The sequence below is a fragment of the Pseudoalteromonas issachenkonii genome, from assembly GCF_002310795.1.
Taxonomy (GTDB): Bacteria; Pseudomonadota; Gammaproteobacteria; order Enterobacterales; family Alteromonadaceae; genus Pseudoalteromonas; species Pseudoalteromonas tetraodonis.
Window position 1 is genome coordinate 2,278,916 of record NZ_CP011030.1, and the last position, 18,432, is coordinate 2,297,347.

Annotated in this window: 17 protein-coding genes; 5 read left to right on the forward strand and 12 right to left on the reverse strand. The window is 41.2% G+C overall.

All coding sequences use genetic code 11. The annotated features are described in order from the left end of the window. Nucleotides 1–230: 230 nt before the first annotated feature. From PISS_RS10550 to cydC, 5 genes are read left to right on the forward strand one after another with little or no spacing between them, the layout of a single operon-like run. The gene (locus tag PISS_RS10550; RefSeq protein WP_013465416.1) at nt 231–1,814 is read left to right on the forward strand and encodes a cytochrome ubiquinol oxidase subunit I; all 1,584 of its coding nucleotides are present in this window, start codon (nt 231–233) and stop codon (nt 1,812–1,814) included. After that, nucleotides 1,811–2,950: a cytochrome d ubiquinol oxidase subunit II gene (gene cydB, locus PISS_RS10555; protein ID WP_058155027.1), complete on the forward strand. Its 1,140-nt coding sequence runs from the start codon at nt 1,811–1,813 to the stop codon at nt 2,948–2,950. The genes PISS_RS10550 and cydB overlap by 4 nt, the downstream gene beginning before the upstream one ends. Before the next feature lie 12 nt (nt 2,951–2,962). Continuing rightward, complete coding sequence (gene cydX, locus PISS_RS10560; RefSeq protein ID WP_013465418.1) at nt 2,963–3,127, forward strand: cytochrome bd-I oxidase subunit CydX; 165 nt, start codon at nt 2,963–2,965, stop codon at nt 3,125–3,127. Further along, the gene (gene cydD / locus PISS_RS10565) at nt 3,117–4,892 is read left to right on the forward strand and encodes a thiol reductant ABC exporter subunit CydD (protein WP_058155029.1); all 1,776 of its coding nucleotides are present in this window, start codon (nt 3,117–3,119) and stop codon (nt 4,890–4,892) included. Before cydX ends, cydD begins: the two co-directional genes overlap by 11 nt. Then, nucleotides 4,885–6,621: a thiol reductant ABC exporter subunit CydC gene (gene cydC, locus PISS_RS10570; RefSeq protein WP_058155031.1), complete on the forward strand. Its 1,737-nt coding sequence runs from the start codon at nt 4,885–4,887 to the stop codon at nt 6,619–6,621. The genes cydD and cydC overlap by 8 nt, the downstream gene beginning before the upstream one ends. Here cydC and PISS_RS10575 read toward each other — a convergent pair. From PISS_RS10575 to pyrH, 12 genes are all read right to left on the reverse strand, one after another. After that, on the reverse strand, nt 6,618–7,046 hold the full coding sequence (locus tag PISS_RS10575) for a septal ring lytic transglycosylase RlpA family protein (protein ID WP_058155033.1): 429 nt from the start codon (nt 7,044–7,046) through the stop codon (nt 6,618–6,620). The two genes, cydC and PISS_RS10575, sit on opposite strands and share 4 nt — an antisense overlap. 178 nt (nt 7,047–7,224) lie before the next feature. Next, a complete protein-coding gene (gene lpxA / locus PISS_RS10580) occupies nt 7,225–7,995 on the reverse strand; it encodes an acyl-ACP--UDP-N-acetylglucosamine O-acyltransferase (protein ID WP_013465422.1) in 771 nt (256 codons plus the stop codon). Nucleotides 7,996–7,997: 2 nt separating this feature from the next. Continuing rightward, a complete protein-coding gene (fabZ, locus tag PISS_RS10585) occupies nt 7,998–8,450 on the reverse strand; it encodes a 3-hydroxyacyl-ACP dehydratase FabZ (RefSeq protein ID WP_008110974.1) in 453 nt (150 codons plus the stop codon). Between the two features lie 27 nt (nt 8,451–8,477). Beyond that, nucleotides 8,478–9,500: a UDP-3-O-(3-hydroxymyristoyl)glucosamine N-acyltransferase gene (gene lpxD, locus PISS_RS10590; protein WP_058155034.1), complete on the reverse strand. Its 1,023-nt coding sequence runs from the start codon at nt 9,498–9,500 to the stop codon at nt 8,478–8,480. 7 nt (nt 9,501–9,507) lie between these two features. After that, nucleotides 9,508–10,026 (reverse strand): OmpH/Skp family outer membrane protein, encoded by a 519-nt coding sequence (locus tag PISS_RS10595; protein ID WP_041695743.1) that lies wholly within the window; start codon nt 10,024–10,026, stop codon nt 9,508–9,510. 11 nt (nt 10,027–10,037) lie between these two features. Beyond that, nucleotides 10,038–12,509 (reverse strand): outer membrane protein assembly factor BamA, encoded by a 2,472-nt coding sequence (bamA, locus tag PISS_RS10600; protein ID WP_058155514.1) that lies wholly within the window; start codon nt 12,507–12,509, stop codon nt 10,038–10,040. Between the two features lie 106 nt (nt 12,510–12,615). Continuing rightward, on the reverse strand, nt 12,616–13,968 hold the full coding sequence (gene rseP / locus PISS_RS10605; protein ID WP_058155036.1) for a sigma E protease regulator RseP: 1,353 nt from the start codon (nt 13,966–13,968) through the stop codon (nt 12,616–12,618). A gap of 1 nt (nt 13,969) precedes the next feature. Then, nucleotides 13,970–15,172 carry a 1-deoxy-D-xylulose-5-phosphate reductoisomerase gene (gene ispC, locus PISS_RS10610; protein ID WP_058155038.1) on the reverse strand — a complete coding sequence of 401 codons (1,203 nt, stop codon included), beginning with the start codon at nt 15,170–15,172 and terminating at the stop codon, nt 13,970–13,972. Continuing rightward, complete coding sequence (locus tag PISS_RS10615) at nt 15,169–16,035, reverse strand: phosphatidate cytidylyltransferase (protein WP_008110985.1); 867 nt, start codon at nt 16,033–16,035, stop codon at nt 15,169–15,171. The genes ispC and PISS_RS10615 overlap by 4 nt, the downstream gene beginning before the upstream one ends. 21 nt (nt 16,036–16,056) lie before the next feature. Then, the gene (locus tag PISS_RS10620) at nt 16,057–16,836 is read right to left on the reverse strand and encodes an isoprenyl transferase (protein ID WP_008110986.1); all 780 of its coding nucleotides are present in this window, start codon (nt 16,834–16,836) and stop codon (nt 16,057–16,059) included. 256 nt (nt 16,837–17,092) lie between these two features. Then, complete coding sequence (frr, locus tag PISS_RS10625; protein WP_013465428.1) at nt 17,093–17,614, reverse strand: ribosome recycling factor; 522 nt, start codon at nt 17,612–17,614, stop codon at nt 17,093–17,095. 50 nt (nt 17,615–17,664) lie between these two features. Then, the gene (pyrH, locus tag PISS_RS10630) at nt 17,665–18,414 is read right to left on the reverse strand and encodes a UMP kinase (protein WP_016899281.1); all 750 of its coding nucleotides are present in this window, start codon (nt 18,412–18,414) and stop codon (nt 17,665–17,667) included. Between the last annotated feature and the right edge of the window lie 18 nt (nt 18,415–18,432).

An 18,432-nucleotide genomic window follows, 5' to 3' on the forward strand; every position in this document is an offset into this window, starting at 1 on the left:
AGGTTAAACGCTTAAAACACACCACTTTTTTCTAACTTACTCTTAATTGATGATTGCGTATTTTATAGACTGATGTAATGTCATAGTATATTAAAGTTTTCTAATATACATATTGACAAAAATTGTACAAACGCTAATAATGATGCAAACTTTCAGAAATTACTGAAAGTTTATTAAAACATTAACAATTGCTTTGTGCTGTCACTGCATCACAACCAAAGGAGCCAAAAATGATAGATGAAACCTTTGTGGATCTATCGCGATTACAGTTTGCTGTCACCGCTCTATTTCATTTTTTATTTGTGCCGTTAACAATCGGTATGACCTGGATTTTAGTTATCATGGAATCGGTTTATGTTATGACCGGTCGCGAAATTTATCGTGATATGACTAAGTTTTGGGGCAAGTTATTTGGTATTAACTTTGCTATTGGCGTGGCGACGGGCCTCACCATGGAATTTGAGTTTGGTACTAACTGGTCGTATTACTCGCATTATGTGGGTGATGTATTTGGTGCGCCACTGGCCATTGAAGGCTTAATGGCCTTCTTTTTAGAATCAACCTTTGTGGGAATGTTCTTTTTAGGTTGGGATAGGCTCTCTAAACGCCAGCATTTAGGGGTCACATTTTTAATGGCGCTGGGCACAAATATGTCTGCGCTGTGGATTTTAGTCGCTAATGCGTGGATGCAAAATCCAGTAGGGGCTGAGTTTAACTATCAAACCATGCGCATGGAAATGACTAGTTTTGCAGAGCTGGTATTTAACCCTGTAGCGCAAGTTAAATTTATTCATACTGTGTCTGCAGGTTATGTTGCTGCATCTATGTTTGTGCTTGGGATTAGTAGCTGGTACATATTAAAAGGACGTGATTTGGCATTTGCTAAACGGTCGTTCTCGGTGGCGTCTGGCTTTGGTTTAGCCTCTATTTTATGTGTTATTTTACTCGGTGATGAATCTGGCTACGAAGTCGGTGAAGTACAAAAAGTAAAACTCGCGACCATAGAAGCTGAATGGCATACAGAAGAAGCTCCAGCTGCCTTTACTGCAATAGGTTTCCCTGACTCAGAAGAGCAAGTCACTCATGCTGCAGTAAAAATTCCCTACGCATTAGGGATTATTGCAACACGCTCACTTGATGAGCAAGTGATTGGTATTTCTGATCTTGAGAAAAAACACGAAAAGCGTATTCGCAATGGCATGATTGCTTATGAATACCTAGAAAAACTTCGCGCAGGTGACGATACCCCTGCAAATATCGAAAAGTTTGATAACGTGAAAGATGATTTAGGCTATGGCTTATTACTAAAACGTTACACTCCTAATGTGGTAGATGCCAGCGAGGCACAAATACAACAAGCCGTTAAAGACTCCTTCCCTAAAGTGGGCCCAATGTTTTGGTCATTTAGGATTATGGTTGGCTGTGGCGTAATTATGCTTGGCGTATTCATCCTTTCTTTTTATTACAACGCCCATCGTATTATTGAACAAAAACGTTGGTTGTTGTGGGCGGCGGTATTGAGCATTCCTCTGCCTTGGATTGCTATTGAATTTGGTTGGATTGTGGCTGAATATGGCCGCCAGCCATGGGCTATTTCTGAAGTATTACCGACCTTTTTAGCAACGTCATCGCTGACGGTAAATGATATTTTAATTAGCTTAACTGGTTTTATTGTTTTCTATACTGGATTGGCGATTGTTGAAGCATGGTTAATGATTAAATTTATTAAGCAAGGCCCAAGCTCTTTGCATACCGGTAAGTACCATTTTGAATTACCTGATCACAGCACAGCTGCTAAAGGAGAACTATCATGATTTTTGATTATGAAACATTAAAAATGCTCTGGTGGTTAATTATTGGTGTGCTGTTAATTGGTTTTGCCATCACCGATGGTATGGACATGGGCGTTGCTATGTTACTGCGCTTTGTGGGCAAAACAGACAGTGAACGGCGTACCGTTATTAATACCATTGGTGCCCACTGGGATGGTAACCAAGTATGGTTTATTACTGCAGGCGGTGCCTTGTTTGCAGCGTGGCCTATGGTTTATGCGGCAGCGTTTTCTGGTTTTTACTTTGCCATGATGCTGGTGTTATTTGCATTATTTTTTAGGCCTCTTGGCTTTGATTATCGCTCTAAAGTTGACTCTAAACGCTGGCGTAATAACTGGGACTGGGGCTTGTTTGCCGGTAGTGCCATACCTGCGCTGGTATTTGGTGTCGCGTTTGGTAACTTGTTTTTGGGTGTACCGTTTAATATCGATAATTTATTAAGAGTCAGTTACCAAGGTTCGTTTTTTGCTTTACTTAATCCATTTGCGCTCATTGCCGGTTTAGTTAGTATTACCATGTTAATTGCACACGCGGGAATGTGGCTACAACTGCGCACTGCAGATCAGGTTGCTGAGCGCTCAGGACAATACGGTCGCTACTCATTACTTGCCTTTATAGTGTTATTTGCGGCGGCTGGTGTGTGGGTTGCCAACCTAACGGGCTATCAAATTGTTTCTATGGGTGATACTCAAGGCCATGCAGATCCACTGGCAAAAGTAGTCACAACCGCCCAAGGCGCATGGCTTAATAACTACAGCGAACGCCCATGGACAATGACCTTCCCTATTTTGGCATTTGCAATGGCACTGTGTGCACTGCTGTTTTCTAAAGTAAATAAACCCGCTTTAGGCTTACTGGCAACCAGTGTGATGTTAATTGGAGTGATTATGACCGCGGGCGTTTCGTTATTCCCATTTATCATGCCCTCAAGTAACAACCCTGATATTAGCTTAACCATTTGGGATGCGGTATCAAGCCACAGAACACTCAATGTTATGTTTATTGCTGTGGTTATATTTGTGCCACTCATTTTAGCCTACACCACGTGGTGTTATGTAAAAATGTGGCGCAGAGTGACGGTTGATGAAATTGAAAACAACCCTCACGGCAGCTATTAAGGAGACTAAATTATGTGGTATTTCGCGTGGATTTTAGGTGTATTACTTGCCTGTACCTTAGGCGTAATAAATGTAATGTGGTATGAGTTTCATCAAAATAAAAACAGCATTGCTGATGATGAACAAGCCACCCATGATTTATTAAACGAGCATAATACAACTCATAATGACGACTAACCCCCGACCTAATCGCGCGCAGCAACAGTCTCTGCGCGCTTTTTTAAAGCAGCAAAGTAAGCCGGCAGCAATGTGGTTAAAGCTAAGCATTGCCCTAGGTACAGTTAATGCGATTTTAATGATTGCAGGCGCTTATTTACTTGCACAAACCATTCATGATGTGATGTTTGAAGGGCGTAATTTAGCCCAAGTAACCCACTTTTTATGGCCTTTAGCGGGTATTATTTTACTGCGCGCCATTTTTTTAGCGTTAAGTGAGCGCTTAAGCGCATTTGCAGCGCTTAAAATCAAATCGGCTATTCGCCAAACTTTACTCGATAAACTCACGCTACTTGGGCCAAGTTATATAGAGCAACACGGCCAAGGCGCTACGCTCAACACGCTGCACAATGGTGTAGAAGCACTGCATGACTACTATGCAAAGTACTTACCAGGGGTTGCCTATAGTGCGCTTATTCCTCTGGCAATATTGGTGGTTATATTTCCGACCGATTATAAAGCGGGACTGATATTTTTATTAACCGCACCACTTATTCCGTTTTTTATGATTCTAGTTGGTCATAAGGCAGAAGCGCTTAACCAAAAGCGCTGGCAACAACTGGCGGTATTAGGCAACTACTTTTTTGACCGCATACAAGGGCTTACCCAACTAAAATTATTTAATGCTACGCGCAAAGAGCTAAAGCAAATAGCCCAAATTTCAGATGATTTTAGGCATGCAACGCTAAGCGTGTTAAAAATTGCTTTTTTATCTTCTTTTGCACTGGAGTTTTTAGCCACAATTAGTGTGGCACTGGTAGCGGTTATTATTGGTTTTAGATTATTTTTTGGCACGCTCGATTTTGCAACCGGCTTTGTAGTATTGCTGCTAGCGCCTGAATTTTACTTACCGCTTCGCCAATTAGGCAGCCATTATCATGCGCGCTTACAAGGAATTAGTGCTGCTGCAGATATGCTAATCATTTTAAATGCACCACTGCCATCAAAAAATAATAACCACACAGCTCATATAAACATGGAGGGTAACAGCACTATCAGCGTCCATGATCTCAATTTTAGTTACCCTAATAGCAATGAGGGAATTAATAATATTAATTTAACCCTGCCAAGCACAGGACTAGTAGCCATTGTGGGAGCGAGCGGCTCAGGTAAGAGCACCCTACTTGATTGCATGCTTGGTTTTCACCCAGAAGTAATACAACACATATCCATTGACCAACAACCATTGACGACAGCCGATATAAGCCAATTACAACAAAACATTGCCTGGATCCCACAAAAGCCAACCTTATTTTACGACACCATTGGCGCTAATATAAAGCTAGGTAACCCAGGCGTTTCAAATGCAGCACTTGAGCAGGCGGCGCAGCAAGCTGGTGCGCTGGAATTTATTAACGACTTACCTGATGGGTTTAACACATTAATAGGTGAACAAGGCGAAGGGCTCTCTGGAGGACAAAAGCAGCGTATTGCTTTAGCTCGTGCATTTTTAAAAAACGCTCCTATTTTAATGCTTGATGAGCCAACCGCTCATTTAGACAGTCAAACTGAACAGCTCATTCAAAACGCTATTGCTGAATATGCAAAAGAACACTTAGTGATCACCATAGCGCACCGCTTAAATACAGTAAGAAATGCCAAACAACTTATCGTTATGGAAAACGGTGCCATCGCTCAGCAAGGCGACTTTATAACGCTCAGCCAGCAAGCTGGCGAATTTGCAAAGCTGCTGCAAACAGCGCAACATGGAGCGACTAATGACTAACTTTATTCGTTTACTTAAATTGTGCCGCCCTCATTATAAAGCGATGCTTTTAGGGACGTTTCTAGCGTCACTCACGGTGCTAGCTAATGTAGGCTTACTCGCTATTTCCGGCTGGTTTTTAGCTTCAATGGCTGCCGCAGGAATTGCAGGCGTCCATATGAACTACTTTACCCCGGCTGGCACCATTCGTTTTTTGGCGATTGTGCGCACCGCTTCACGTTACGCTGAACGCTTAGTTACTCACAACGCCACATTTTTATTGTTAAGTGAAATACGAGTAAATATGTTCGCCACACTCAGTAAACTTAATAACCTTGATTTAGCTATGAGCCGCAGTGCCGATTTAGTTAACCGCTTACAAAATGATGTAGACGCACTAGATAAGTTTTATTTAAATGTGTTGCTACCGATGTTGGTAGCCTTACTCACTGTGCCTATTATTATACTGTTTATGTCTGCTTACAGCCCAAGTGTAGCCTTAATTTGCTTTACGGGTATCGTTGTTATTGGGGTGGTTATACCCGCTATATTGAGCAGACAATTAGATAAAAACAGCCACCAAGAAACATTACTCAGCGCCCAATTAAGAGCTGAGCTATCTGATACCTTATCGGGTCTTAGAGAACTAAATATTTACCAAGCTCGAAACCAACAACTCACTAAGTGTGATCAGTTAAGTAAGCAGTATAACCAGCAATTATTTATTCGTCATAAGGCTCTTGGCAATGCTGATGGTTTGAGCTTACTTATAGTGCAACTGGCTATGCTCGCCAGCATTGTCACTATTGTGCCGCTGGTGTTTAGCGCCGAGATGGTAAATGTTGAATTGGCGATGTTGAGTTTGTTTGTACTGGCCAGTTTTGAAAGCGTATTGTTACTACCCAACGCGTTTATTGAACTACCTAATGTATTAAAAGCAGCTGAGCGACTATTTACCCTTGAAGATAAAGTACTAAAGAAAAACGAGGTTCCGTCACAAGTAATTGATTCAAAAAATAAAAAATGGACACTTTCGCTAGATAAAATTAGCTACCACTATGGCCAAAAGCAGGCATTAAATAATGTGAGTTTTGAGCTACCTGCAAAGCATAAAGTGGCGATTGTTGGTAGAAGCGGCAGTGGTAAAACAACCTTAGTGAATTTACTAAGCGGTTTATGGCCTCTGCAACAAGGTGCAATTAGCTTACAAAACGAAAACGAAACAATAAACCTGCATAATTTAAATAATGAAAGCCGTGCAAAAACATTAAATATTTTAGCCCAGCAGCATCATATTTTTGATGGTACATTAAGCGATAATCTTGCCTATGCGGCACCTGATGCAACACCGCAACAAATGACAGCGGCGTTAAAACAAGCCGAGCTGGGTAACTGGTTTAGCGCGCTAAAAGAAGGCTTAAATACTCGTTTAGGCACAGGGGGACGCAGTGTCTCTCAAGGCCAGTCAAGACGCATTGCCTTGGCACAAGCGCTGCTGCAACAACCCGCCATTGTAGTGCTCGATGAACCCACTGAAGGGCTCGATAATATTTCTAAACAAGCCGTTATGAACAGTATTTTACAGCTAAAAGAGCATGCTAGTGTATTAACAATTACTCATGATCCAGCGTTGTTATCGCAAATGGATAGTGTCATCTGGTTAGACAGTGGACAAATCATCGCTCAAGGTTCACATCAACAATTGCTCAATGAACACCCTGACTATGCGGCGTTAACGACCCGCTTTTAGTCCTTAGCAGTATTACTTTTATCAATAACGGTGACCGTTACATCAATAACGGTGACCGTTACATCAATAACGCCGACTTTAAGGTCGGCTATTTTTTTAAACATCGCCTTAGATAAATCAATAATTCGCCCCCGAATATAAGGCCCCCTGTCATTAATTCTGACCACTACAGACTTATTATTAGCAATATTGGTAACTTTCACTTTTGTACCAAATGGGAGTCTTAGGTGCGCAGCAGTTGCCGCCTGTTGGCTAAAACGTTCGCCATTAGCCGTGGTTCTGCCATGATATTTGTCTGCATAGAATGATGCTTTACCTCGCTCTGACATATCACTTTGTTGATTAATTATTTGCCTTGGCGCAGTACTACAAGCAGTTAACATAACCAATAGCATTGAAAGCAATACTAACTTTATCCGTTTCATTATTAATACTTTATAGGAAAATGTGTAGGGAGTGTAATAAGGTAAGCCTGAGTAGAGACTGAATTTAATAAACATAGCAACATGCACTTCATGGCTGAGTTATTAATCAAATATCAGCTAATAAAAAACCACCTTGATTACTCAAAGGTGGTTTTTTTATAAATTAAAATGCTCTTTATTAACGCACGATACCGCGCTCTGAGCTTTTAACAAAATCAATCATCAGCTGCACAGCAGGGTATTTTTCAGCGTCTTCTGAAAGCGATTCTATCGCTTCATCAACGCCTAGGCTCTTGCGATAAAACGCTTTGTACGCGCGGCGTACTGCCATTATCTCATCGCTTTCAAAACCACGGCGTTTCATACCTTCGGTATTGATTGCTGCAGGGCCTGCTGGCATCCCAATGGTGGTAACAAAAGGAGGTACGTCTTTATTTACACCAGAATACATACCAACAAATGCATGAGCACCAATTTTACAAAATTGATGCACACCTGAGTTACCCGCTAAAATAACCCAATCACCAACATGAACGTGACCCGCTACACTGGCATTATTTGCAAAAATAACGTTATCGCCAATCACCGCATCGTGTGCAACGTGTGTGTAAGCCATAAATAAGTTATTGCTACCTATTTTGGTAACACCTTCATCTTGGATTGTACCGCGATGAATAGTCGCACATTCACGAATAACATTATTGTCGCCAATAATTAAGCTTGTTGGTTCGTTGTTATATTTTTTGTCTTGGCAGGCTTCGCCCACAGAAGCAAACTGAAAAATATGGTTACCAGAGCCAATAGTAGCAGGCCCTTTAACAACAACGTGAGACTCAATAATACAGTCATCACCAATAACAACATCATTACCGATGTAACTGTATGGTCCAACTGACACATTGTTACCAAGTTTTGCACCCGGTTCGATTATTGCCGTAGCATGGATCACAATTAAAACTCTCTTCTAGCACACATGATTTCGGCGCTACACACTGTTTTGCCGTCAACTTTAGCTTCAGCCGCAAATTTCCATATGTTACGACGCTCTTTTAAAAACTTAACATGAAGATGCATGGTATCACCTGGCACAACCGGCTGCTTAAAACGAGCATTGTCTACGGCTGCAAATAGGTAAAGTTCGTTTTCACTACGATTTTCAACCGTTTTAAACCCTAATAGACCCGTTGCTTGTGCCATTGACTCTAATATTAGCACACCAGGAAAAATCGGCTGGTTTGGGAAATGGCCGGTGAAAATGGGTTCATTAATCGATACGTTTTTAATTGCATGTAACGATTCACCAGGGGTGAAATCTATAACGCGATCAATCAGTAGCATCGGGTAACGGTGCGGTAATAAACTTAAAATTTCTTGAATATCAAGGCTATTTAATTCGTTTGCCAAAATAGCATCCTTATTAGTGTTCAACGTTCATGACTTATTCAATGCTTCAAGCGCTTTTAGACGTGACTTCATGTCTGAAAGGTTACGCAAATGAGCAATTGACTTTCGCCATTCTTTGTTAGTCGTATGAGGCATACCGGATGAGTAAATACCCGGTTCGGTGATTGATTTAGTCACCATACTCATACCAGTAATTATAACACCATCACATACAGACATGTGACCGTTAATTGCGGTCATGCCGCCAATCTGGCAATTTTTACCTATGCTGACACTGCCTGCAAGTACAGTACAACCGGCAATAGCCGTGCCTGACTGAACTTCAACGTTGTGTGCTATTTGACACTGATTATCAATAATAACGTTACTGTGAATAATAGTATCATCGAGTGCACCACGATCTATGGTGGTGCTTGCACCAATTTCGACTTTATCGCCAATGATCACTGAGCCTAGTTGTGGAATTTTAAGCCACTGACCACGTTCATTCGCATAACCAAAACCGTCGCTGCCAATAACAGTATTCGCTTGAAATAAACAGTCTGCGCCAATCTCAACATCATGATAAACGCTCACACTTGACCATAGTTTGGTGCCTGAGCCTATTTTAACACGTTCACCAATAAAACTGTTCGGACCAATTTGTACGTTATCGCCAATCACAGCGTCAGCTTCAATTACAACATTCGCGCCTATGGCTGCGCTTTTACTGACTTGCGCACTGGCATGTATAACCGCACTTGGGTGTATACCACTAATGGCACTACGTGGCGTGGTATCCATTAACTGAGCGAGTTTGGCGTAATTCACATACGGATTGGCGACGATGATTTTGTTGCCTGAAAAATAAGGCGCATCCTCAGGACTCAGTATCACAGCACTGGCATGTGTTGTTTCAAGCTGAGAGCGATATTTCTTGTTCGCTAAAAATGCAATATGCCCAGTCTGGGCATTTGCAAGTGTTGCTATCTTTTTAATTTCTAAAGCGCCATCACCTTGTAGCTCGGCGCCTAGAAGTTCCGCAATTTGCGAAAGCGTATAATTTTGCATAGATTAATTATTTCTTACTTACAGCTTGTACAACTTTTTCAGAAAGATCAGTTACTTCTTTAGGGTTAAAGTAAATTGTTGTGTCTTTTACTTTAACTTCGTCGAAGTCGCCTTTTTTAGCAATCTCTTGGATTGTTTCAATGATTAGAGTCTGAACTTTAGCCAACTCTTGATTTTGGCGTGATTTAATTTCTTGCTCTAGAGGACGACCTTTTTCAGCAAGATTTTTTTGCATACCTTGAATTTTATCACGTAATGCGTCTTTTTGGTCTTGACTCATTGTAGTGCTTTCACGCTTAAACTTTTCAGCTTCAAAGCGAATGTCACCTTGTAACTTTTCAAGCTCTTGACGACGCTCTGCAAACTCAGTTTGCAGAGACTGTTCAATTTTAGCCATTTGTGGAAGCTGCTTGTAGATTTCTTGCATATCTACAATACCCACTTTATGAGCAAAAGCGTTAACTGATGTACCCATCATAAGTGTAGCTAAAACGGCAACTGCTGTTGATTTGAATAATTTTTTCACAATAAACTCCTTTAGAAAGTGTTACTAATATTAAAACTGATGGTCTTGGTATCGTCATCTTCTTCTTTTTGCAACGGATACGCAAAGCTGATCAGCATCGGACCCATAGGTGAGATCCACTGTAATGATAAACCGGTTGCAACCCTAAAGCGCATTGGGTCTGAGTAGTCATCTAATTTTGCACGCTCATCAATCCCTAAGTTTTGATAGCGATCAACACTGAATTCGGTATCCCATACGTTGGCAGCGTCAACAAAGAAACTCGTTCGCACTGAACTAGTATTTTCTTCATCTAAGAATGGAGTAGGTACAATAAGCTCCATACCTGCCACTGCTTTAGCATTACCACCAATACGACCTTGTGGTATTAGCACGTCAAACTCTGACGCCCCACCAATGTTGCCTGTGGTTGTGCCATCACCTGATGGCGTACCTGGTATTGATTGCGGTATACGCGAAACAGCACGCGGTAAAATGGTATTTCTATCAAAGCCACGTAATTCCATTTCAGTGATACGGAAGTATTCTTGGAACGGTAAAGTTTGATCATAGCCATTGGTAGAGCCATAACCATTACCATAACCTAATGCAGCACGCGTTGAGAAAACCCAACGATGATCGTTAGAAATCGGCCAGTAAAAACGCGAGTCATAATTTAATTTAAAGTACTGTAAATCAGAGTTTGGCGTTGTGGCTGTTAAGTTTAATGTTTGTCGTGAACCTGCCGTTGGGAATAAACCACGGTTAACTGTAACTCGTGACCAACCAACACTTAGCTCGTACTTTGTAAATTCAAAGCCCGCATCTGGATTTTCTGGATCTAAGAAGGTTTCACGTAGTACACGTGTTTGCTCATATTCAGCAATATCTGACAATTGTTCTTCTATCCAACGTGCGCCAAAATTAATACGGTTAATGGCATCAATTGGGAAACCAATGTTTGTCCCTAACCCATAACTTTTTGACTTATAGTCAATCAAGCTAAACTGACTGGCATCGTAGTTACTGTAAAAAATACTGCTGCCCTGCGATACGCCATCCGGCGTAAAGTAAGGGTCGGTATACGATACACTGACACGCTCAGAGCCGCGTGAAGTATTAATATTAAAGCCAATTTGGTTACCTGTGCCTAAAAAGTTAGACTCGGTTACACCAATATTAAACTGCAGACCTAAGTATGAGCCATAGGCAAGACCCGCATTAAAGCTGCCCGCTGATTGCTCTTTAACAGTAAAGTCAACGTCCACTTGGTCATCAACACCTGGAACTGGCACTACATTAAAATCAACGGTTTCCATATAAGGTAAACGTTGAATTTGTAGTTTAGAACGCTCTAGGTTTTGGTTAGATAACCATGCACCTTCAAGCTGTGTCATTTCACGGCGCAGTACTTCATCAGCCGTGTTTTGGTTACCACCTACAATAATTCGACGAACATACACACGCTTGCCTGGGTCAACCGACAGAGTCAATTGTACTTCTTGGTTCTCGTCATCAATTTCTGGAATCGTACGTACTTCAGCATTGGCGTAACCAAAACGCGCCAAGTAGCTTTTGATAAATTCTTCTGATGAGGTAACCACTGATCCGTTATAAAGCTCGCCTGTGCGCAGTGGAATAACACTTTTTATTAATTCTTCACGACCAAGTAAATCACCGATGAAATCAAAGCCTTTCACTTTGTATTTAACGCCTTCGGTAATATTTGCCGTTACATAAACAGACTCACGTTCAGGGCTAACTGATACTTGAGTTGAGTCAATATTAAAGCGTAAATAGCCACGGTCTAAATAAAAGCTGCGAATTTTTTCTAAATCGCCTTCAATGGTTTGTTTTTGATAGCGGTCGCTACCCATAAACTGCCACCATGGTAAGTCTTGCTGCGACTCAACTAGTTGCAATAACTCTTCGTTTGAGAAAAGCTCATTACCCACTAAGTTAATTTGACGAATGGAGGCTGCATCGCCCTCGTCAAACTCAAGTCTTAATTTAACCCGATTACGTGGTAATTTAGTGACACTGATATCCACTTTTGCATTGTATTTACCAATACTGTGAAAAAATTCAATCAGGCCTTTTTCGATATTATCGATTACCGTTTTATCAAGCGGCTCGCCTTGGCGAATATCTTGTTGATCGAGTGACTGATTTAACTGCTCATCTTTTATGTCTTTATTGCCTTCAAATTCAATAAAGCTAATGGTTGGACGCTCAGTTACTTTAAAAATAACGTTATTACCATCACGTAACGCTTTTATATTGTCAAAGTGACCAGAGCGATAAAGTGACTTAATTGTTTTTGAAATTGTATATTCATCAACATTGTCGCCCACGTTAATAGGAATATGCGTTAATGCAGCACCAAGTGCGACACGTTGCAATCCCTCAACTTTTAAATCTTCAACAATAAAGGAGTTTTGGCCTAGGGCTGCAAAGCTTGCACCCAATAAACTTGAAACTACCAAATGTTTTTTTATAGCCATTTTATTATCTTTATCCTTTACAACTGTATTACCGCTTAGCATCGAAAATTAAATATTTAAGAGCTTTACAATCGTGTTCTAATTTGTCGTTACCACGCTTACATAACTACAAGCGCGATACATCATTGAACAAAGCGAAACATGTTAGAAAAATGAGTAGCAAGGCTCCCACTTTAAAACCAAACTCTTGTGTCTTTTCAGAGACTGGCTTTTTACGAAAAAGTTCAATTATGTAATACATTAAGTGCCCACCATCAAGCACTGGCAGAGGAAGTAAATTAAATACTCCCAAGTTAACGCTTATCAAAGCTAAAAAGCTTAAAAATGCGACTAATCCATAACTAACACTGGTGCCGGCGCCTACGGCTATGCCGACGGGTCCACTTAGGTTTTTAACCGACACTTGGCCTGTTATTAAGTTACCTATCATGTCAAAACTCAGCGTAATTAAACGCCATGTTTCTTTTGTGCCCAGCACAATACTATCTAGTGGCCCATAATGTCTAGTCTCTACAAAATCATCAGGCCACTGCTCTACAACGGGAGCAACACCCAAAAAGCCTTGCTCTATGCCATTACTGACGACCCGGCTCTTTGGAGTAACTGTTATTGTTTTTATACTATCTTGTCTTTTTACACTAAATTGTAAGGATTTGTTAGCCGATTGAGTAATAAGATTAACTAATTGCTGCCAACTGCTCATTGTTTCACCATTCACAGCTAAAATAACGTCGTTAACCTGTAAATTAGCCTGTTCAGCAGCTGAGTTTTTAGTAATAGCAGCAATAACCAAGGTTGCCTGAGGACGAAACGGTACAATACCTAACGAACTGAGCGGCGGTACATCTTGTTGATCAAGCTTCCAACCATCTAGGTTAAGCGTTTGCACTGTTTGCTGATAATTTTCGTTGCGTAAGGTTACGGCAACGCTTTTATCACCTAAATGAGACATCAAAGAAAAGGTCGCATCTTGCCAATTACTTATGTCGTCATCACCAATTTTAATAATTTGCTGGGTTGGCATAATACCGGCTTGTTCAGCTCGACTGCCTTCAACAACACTACCCACAACTGGTTTTATGGTTTGCACACCTACCATGTACATCACCGCTAAAGCAAAAATAGCGAACAAAAAGTTCGCCATCGGCCCTGCTGCCACAATGGCTATGCGGGCTTGAACTGATTTAGCATTAAACGATAAATGACGTTGATTGGCAGGCACTTCATCAACACGCTCGTCGAGCATTTTCACGTATCCGCCCAGCGGGATTGCCGCAATAACGTACTCAGTATTATATTTATCGTGCCATTTTAGTAAGGGTTTACCAAAACCAATTGAAAAGCGCAGTACCTTTACACCCGCTTTACGCGCAACCCAAAAATGACCATATTCATGAACGGTCACTAGAATGCCTAGTGCGAGTATAAACGAACCTAAATTCCAAAAAAAATCGAACATATCAATGCACCACTTTTGTTATAAACTGCGCAGCGCTGATGCGAGCTAAACGGTCACACTCTAAAATTTCATCGAGTGTTTTCGCATCAGTAAATTGTGCGGCGTCTAGCGTTTGCGCATTCACTTTATAAATATCCGTAAACCCAATCTGCCCCTGTAAAAACGCATTAACTGCAATCTCATTAGCCGCATTAACGGTGGTGGTGGCTCCTTGGCCTGCATCACAGGCTGCAATTGCAAGCTTTAAATTGGGGTAACGTGAGAAATCAGGTTTGGTAAACGAAAAATCACAAATATCAGAAAAATTTAACGGCTTGACACCCGCATCAATGCGCTCTGGATACGCAAGTGCATGCGCTATCGGGGTGCGCATATCAGGGTTACCCATTTGCGCTAAAATAGAGCCATCTTGGTATTGCACCATCGAATGAATAATACTTTGAGGATGAATCACCACATCAATATCGTTTGCATCACAGTTAAATAACCATTTTGCCTCAATAAACTCTAAGCCTTTGTTCATCATCGTAGCTGAGTCTACTGATATTTTTTGCCCCATAGACCAATTAGGATGAGCAACAGCTTCACTGACGCTAACGGTGTTAAGGGTATTGATATCGCGATTTAAAAACGGGCCACCTGAGCCAGTTAATAAAATTTTGCTAACCCCATGTTGCCCAAGCTTTGCTTGCCCTTGGGTATTTTGTAAAGCACTAGGTAAACACTGAAAAATAGCATTATGCTCGCTGTCGATGGGTAATAAAGTTGCTTTATGCTTTTTAACTTTATCGATGAATAACTGACCCGACATCACCAGTGACTCTTTGTTGGCAAGCAGCACTTTTTTACCCGCTTCAACAGCGCTCAAGGTAGGTAGTAATCCGGCTGCACCGACAATCGCTGACATAACCGTATCAACATCAACATGAGCACAGAGCTCACTCATGGCTTTCTCGCCATGCATTACTTGCGTTTTACTCTCATGCTTTAAAAGCGCAGAAAGCTGCTTAGCCGCCGATTCAGATGCCATTACAGCATAACGAGGCTGGTGAGCTATACACAGTTCAGCCATTTTTTTTGCATTTTGTCCTGCGGTCAATGCAAAAACTTTAAATTGCTGTTGGTTTCTTGCAACAACATCTAACGTGCTAAGACCTATCGACCCCGTCGCACCCAAAATAACCAGTTGTTGCACAGCACTCATAAGCTAAGCGTCCAAGCAAAGCAAATAACAAACATCGGTGCTGCCGCAGTTAAACTATCAATACGGTCTAAAATACCACCGTGTCCTGGTAAGCAACTGCCGCTATCTTTAAGTCCCGCTTCGCGCTTAAACATACTCTCAAGTAAATCACCTACCGCAGAAAACAAGGCAATAAACGCTGTCATAACTGCATAAATAGGCCATACAGAGGTATCAACGTTAGTGTAATAACAAAAAGCCAGTACAAATAACACCGCAGCAACCACGCCACCTGCGAGGCCTTCTATGGTTTTATTTGGACTAACTTTAGGCATTAACTTATGTTTACCAAAACTTTTACCTGTAAAGTAAGCGCCTATATCGGCACTCCATACAATGCCTAATACAACTAAAATGAGCATAGAGCCATAGTGAGTAGATTCCGTATATTGCGCACTACGCAGTGTGTTAAGTGCAAGCCATAGCGGTACTAAGGTCAACAAACCAGCAATGCCGCGCATCACAAGCCCTTCGTTCCACCCTTTCGCCATAGCAGGGTAACGCCACACTAAGTAACTGGCTACCAACCACCAAGAAAACGACAAGGTAAATAAGTAATTAGCATCGCCTACAAGTTGACCATCTTGCCATAGAGTCTCTATAGGCCAATGCAAATTGAGTAACCCTAGTAATACTGCCACTAATAACACGAAGGCGCCACGTTTTAGCTTATCGCATAGTCCCATAAAGGCAGACCATTCCCACGCGCCCATTAATACAATAGCACCCGCAAAATAACTAAATAACGTTAGTGGGGTGTAAAAAACCAAAGCCAGTGCTAATGGCGCTAGCACTAGTGAGGTTAAAATACGTTGTTTTAACAAAATGATGACCCTTAATCTATTTTAGGTTTGAGCGAGTAATTGTTTTATTTGTTCGCCCGTGCAACCAAAACGTCGCTCTCTGGCAACGTAACATGCAATGGCCTCTGCAAAAGCAGCTTCATTAAAATCAGGCCAAAGTGTATTTGTGAAATAAAGTTCAGCGTAGGCTGCCTGCCAAAGTAAAAAGTTACTAATTCTGACATCGCCACCGGTACGGATCAATAAATCAGGCTGAGCTTGATCTGCCATACTCATATGCTGTGCAATATGTTCTTCTGTAATATCTGCTGGGTCAATTTCTCCATTCGCTACTTGTAAAGCAACTTGCTTAGCAGCGTGAGTCATATCCCAGCGACCACCGTAATTTGCCGCAACATTTAAGTGCAGCCCGGTATTGTTCGCTGTTAGTTCTTGAGCTGTATGTACTTTAGCGCGCAAGCTTTCAGAGAATCGAGATAAATCTCCAATGATGGTTAGTTTTACGTTATTTTTATGCAGCTTTTTAACTTCTTTACTCAGTACAAATAAAAAAAGCTCCATAAGTGTATTTACTTCGTCTTCAGGGCGGCGCCAGTTTTCACTACTAAAAGCAAATAAGGTTAACGATTGTATTCCTAATTTAGTACAAAACTGCACGGATTGACGAACTGCATCCACGCCTTTTTTATGCCCATATACACGAGGTCTATTTCTAGCTTGTGCCCAACGCCCGTTCCCATCCATGATGATGGCAACATGTTTAGGTAAACATTGCTGTGAAATTGTATCAGCGTCTAGAACCATAAATTTTGTGTATTCCATAAAAAAACGCCGCCTAGTATACCCCAGACGGCGTTTCAAAACTAATAATTTTAACCTGTACCCGTGATAATAAATCTACATAAAGCAAATAATTATACAGCTAACAACCTTGTATTTACTGATAATCGAGCCAATAGCAAAGAGTAAACACAATCTGTTACCCTTTAAAATCACACAATTAAAGTTAAGTGCGAAGGCATATAAACAACGACTTAGTTACTTTAGTAAAGCTGTTAATCCGAGCCTAGATTAGCAATTAGATTTCCATCAACTCAGCTTCTTTCGCTGTTAGTTGCGTATCCATTTCTTTGATAAACTTATCAGTGATTTTTTGGATAGCATCTTCAGCTTGACGCGCTTCATCTTCAGAGATGTCTTTATCTTTTAATAAGTTTTTAATATCGCCATTTGCATCACGACGAATGTTACGAATAGCAACACGACCGCCTTCTACTTCACCACGTACGATTTTAATTAAATCTTTACGACGTTCTTCAGTCAATGGAGGAAGTGGTACACGGATCACTGTGCCTGCAGACATTGGATTTAAACCAAGGTCAGATGCCATAATCGCTTTTTCAACAGCTTGCGCTAATGACTTATCAAATACACCAATAGCCAATGTACGTGAGTCTTCAATTGTTACATTTGCAACTTGGTTTAACGGTGTTGGTGCGCCGTAGTACGACACCATGATGCCGTCTAAAATTGCAGGATGAGCACGGCCAGTACGAATTTTAGATAATTGACTACCAAGTGCTGCTACACTTTTTTGCATGCGCGCTTGCGCATCTTTTTGAATATCGTTAATCACGGTTTAATCCTAATCTAGTTACTAACTTCATCTGAGGCTTGTGAAGAAATAAGGGTTCCTTCTTCTTCACCCATTATTACGCGTTTTAATGCGCCTGATTTATTCATATTAAATACGCTCAATGGCATATTATGGTCGCGAGCTAATGTAAATGCCGCTAAATCCATTACTTTTAGTTCTTTATCAATAATTTCATTGTAGCTTAAGTGACGGTAAAGTGTCGCATCTGGGTTTTTAACCGGATCATCGCTAAATACACCATCTACTTTGGTTGCTTTAATTACTGTGTCAGCTTCAATTTCAATGCCACGTAAACACGCTGCAGAGTCAGTTGTAAAGAACGGGTTACCCGTACCGGCTGCAAAAATAACAACACGACCTGTTTTTAATAAGCTAATGGCTTCTGCCCAGTTATACGCATCACATACGCCATTTAAAGGAATGGCTGACATTAAACGACAATTTACAAATGCACGGTGCAACGCATCACGCATAGCAAGACCATTCATGACGGTTGCAAGCATACCCATGTGGTCGCCAACAACGCGGTTCATACCCGCTTCGGCTAGTGAGCCTCCACGTAAAAAGTTACCGCCACCAATAACTAAACCCACTTCTACGTCGAGTTCTACGAGCTCTTTAATTTCTTGTGCCATACGATCTAAAACTTTAGGGTCGATGCCGAAGCCTTCGTCTCCCATTAAAGCTTCACCACTTAATTTGAGAAGAACACGTCTAAAAATAGGTTTGCGATTGATAGTCATAGTTTTGGGGCCAACTTT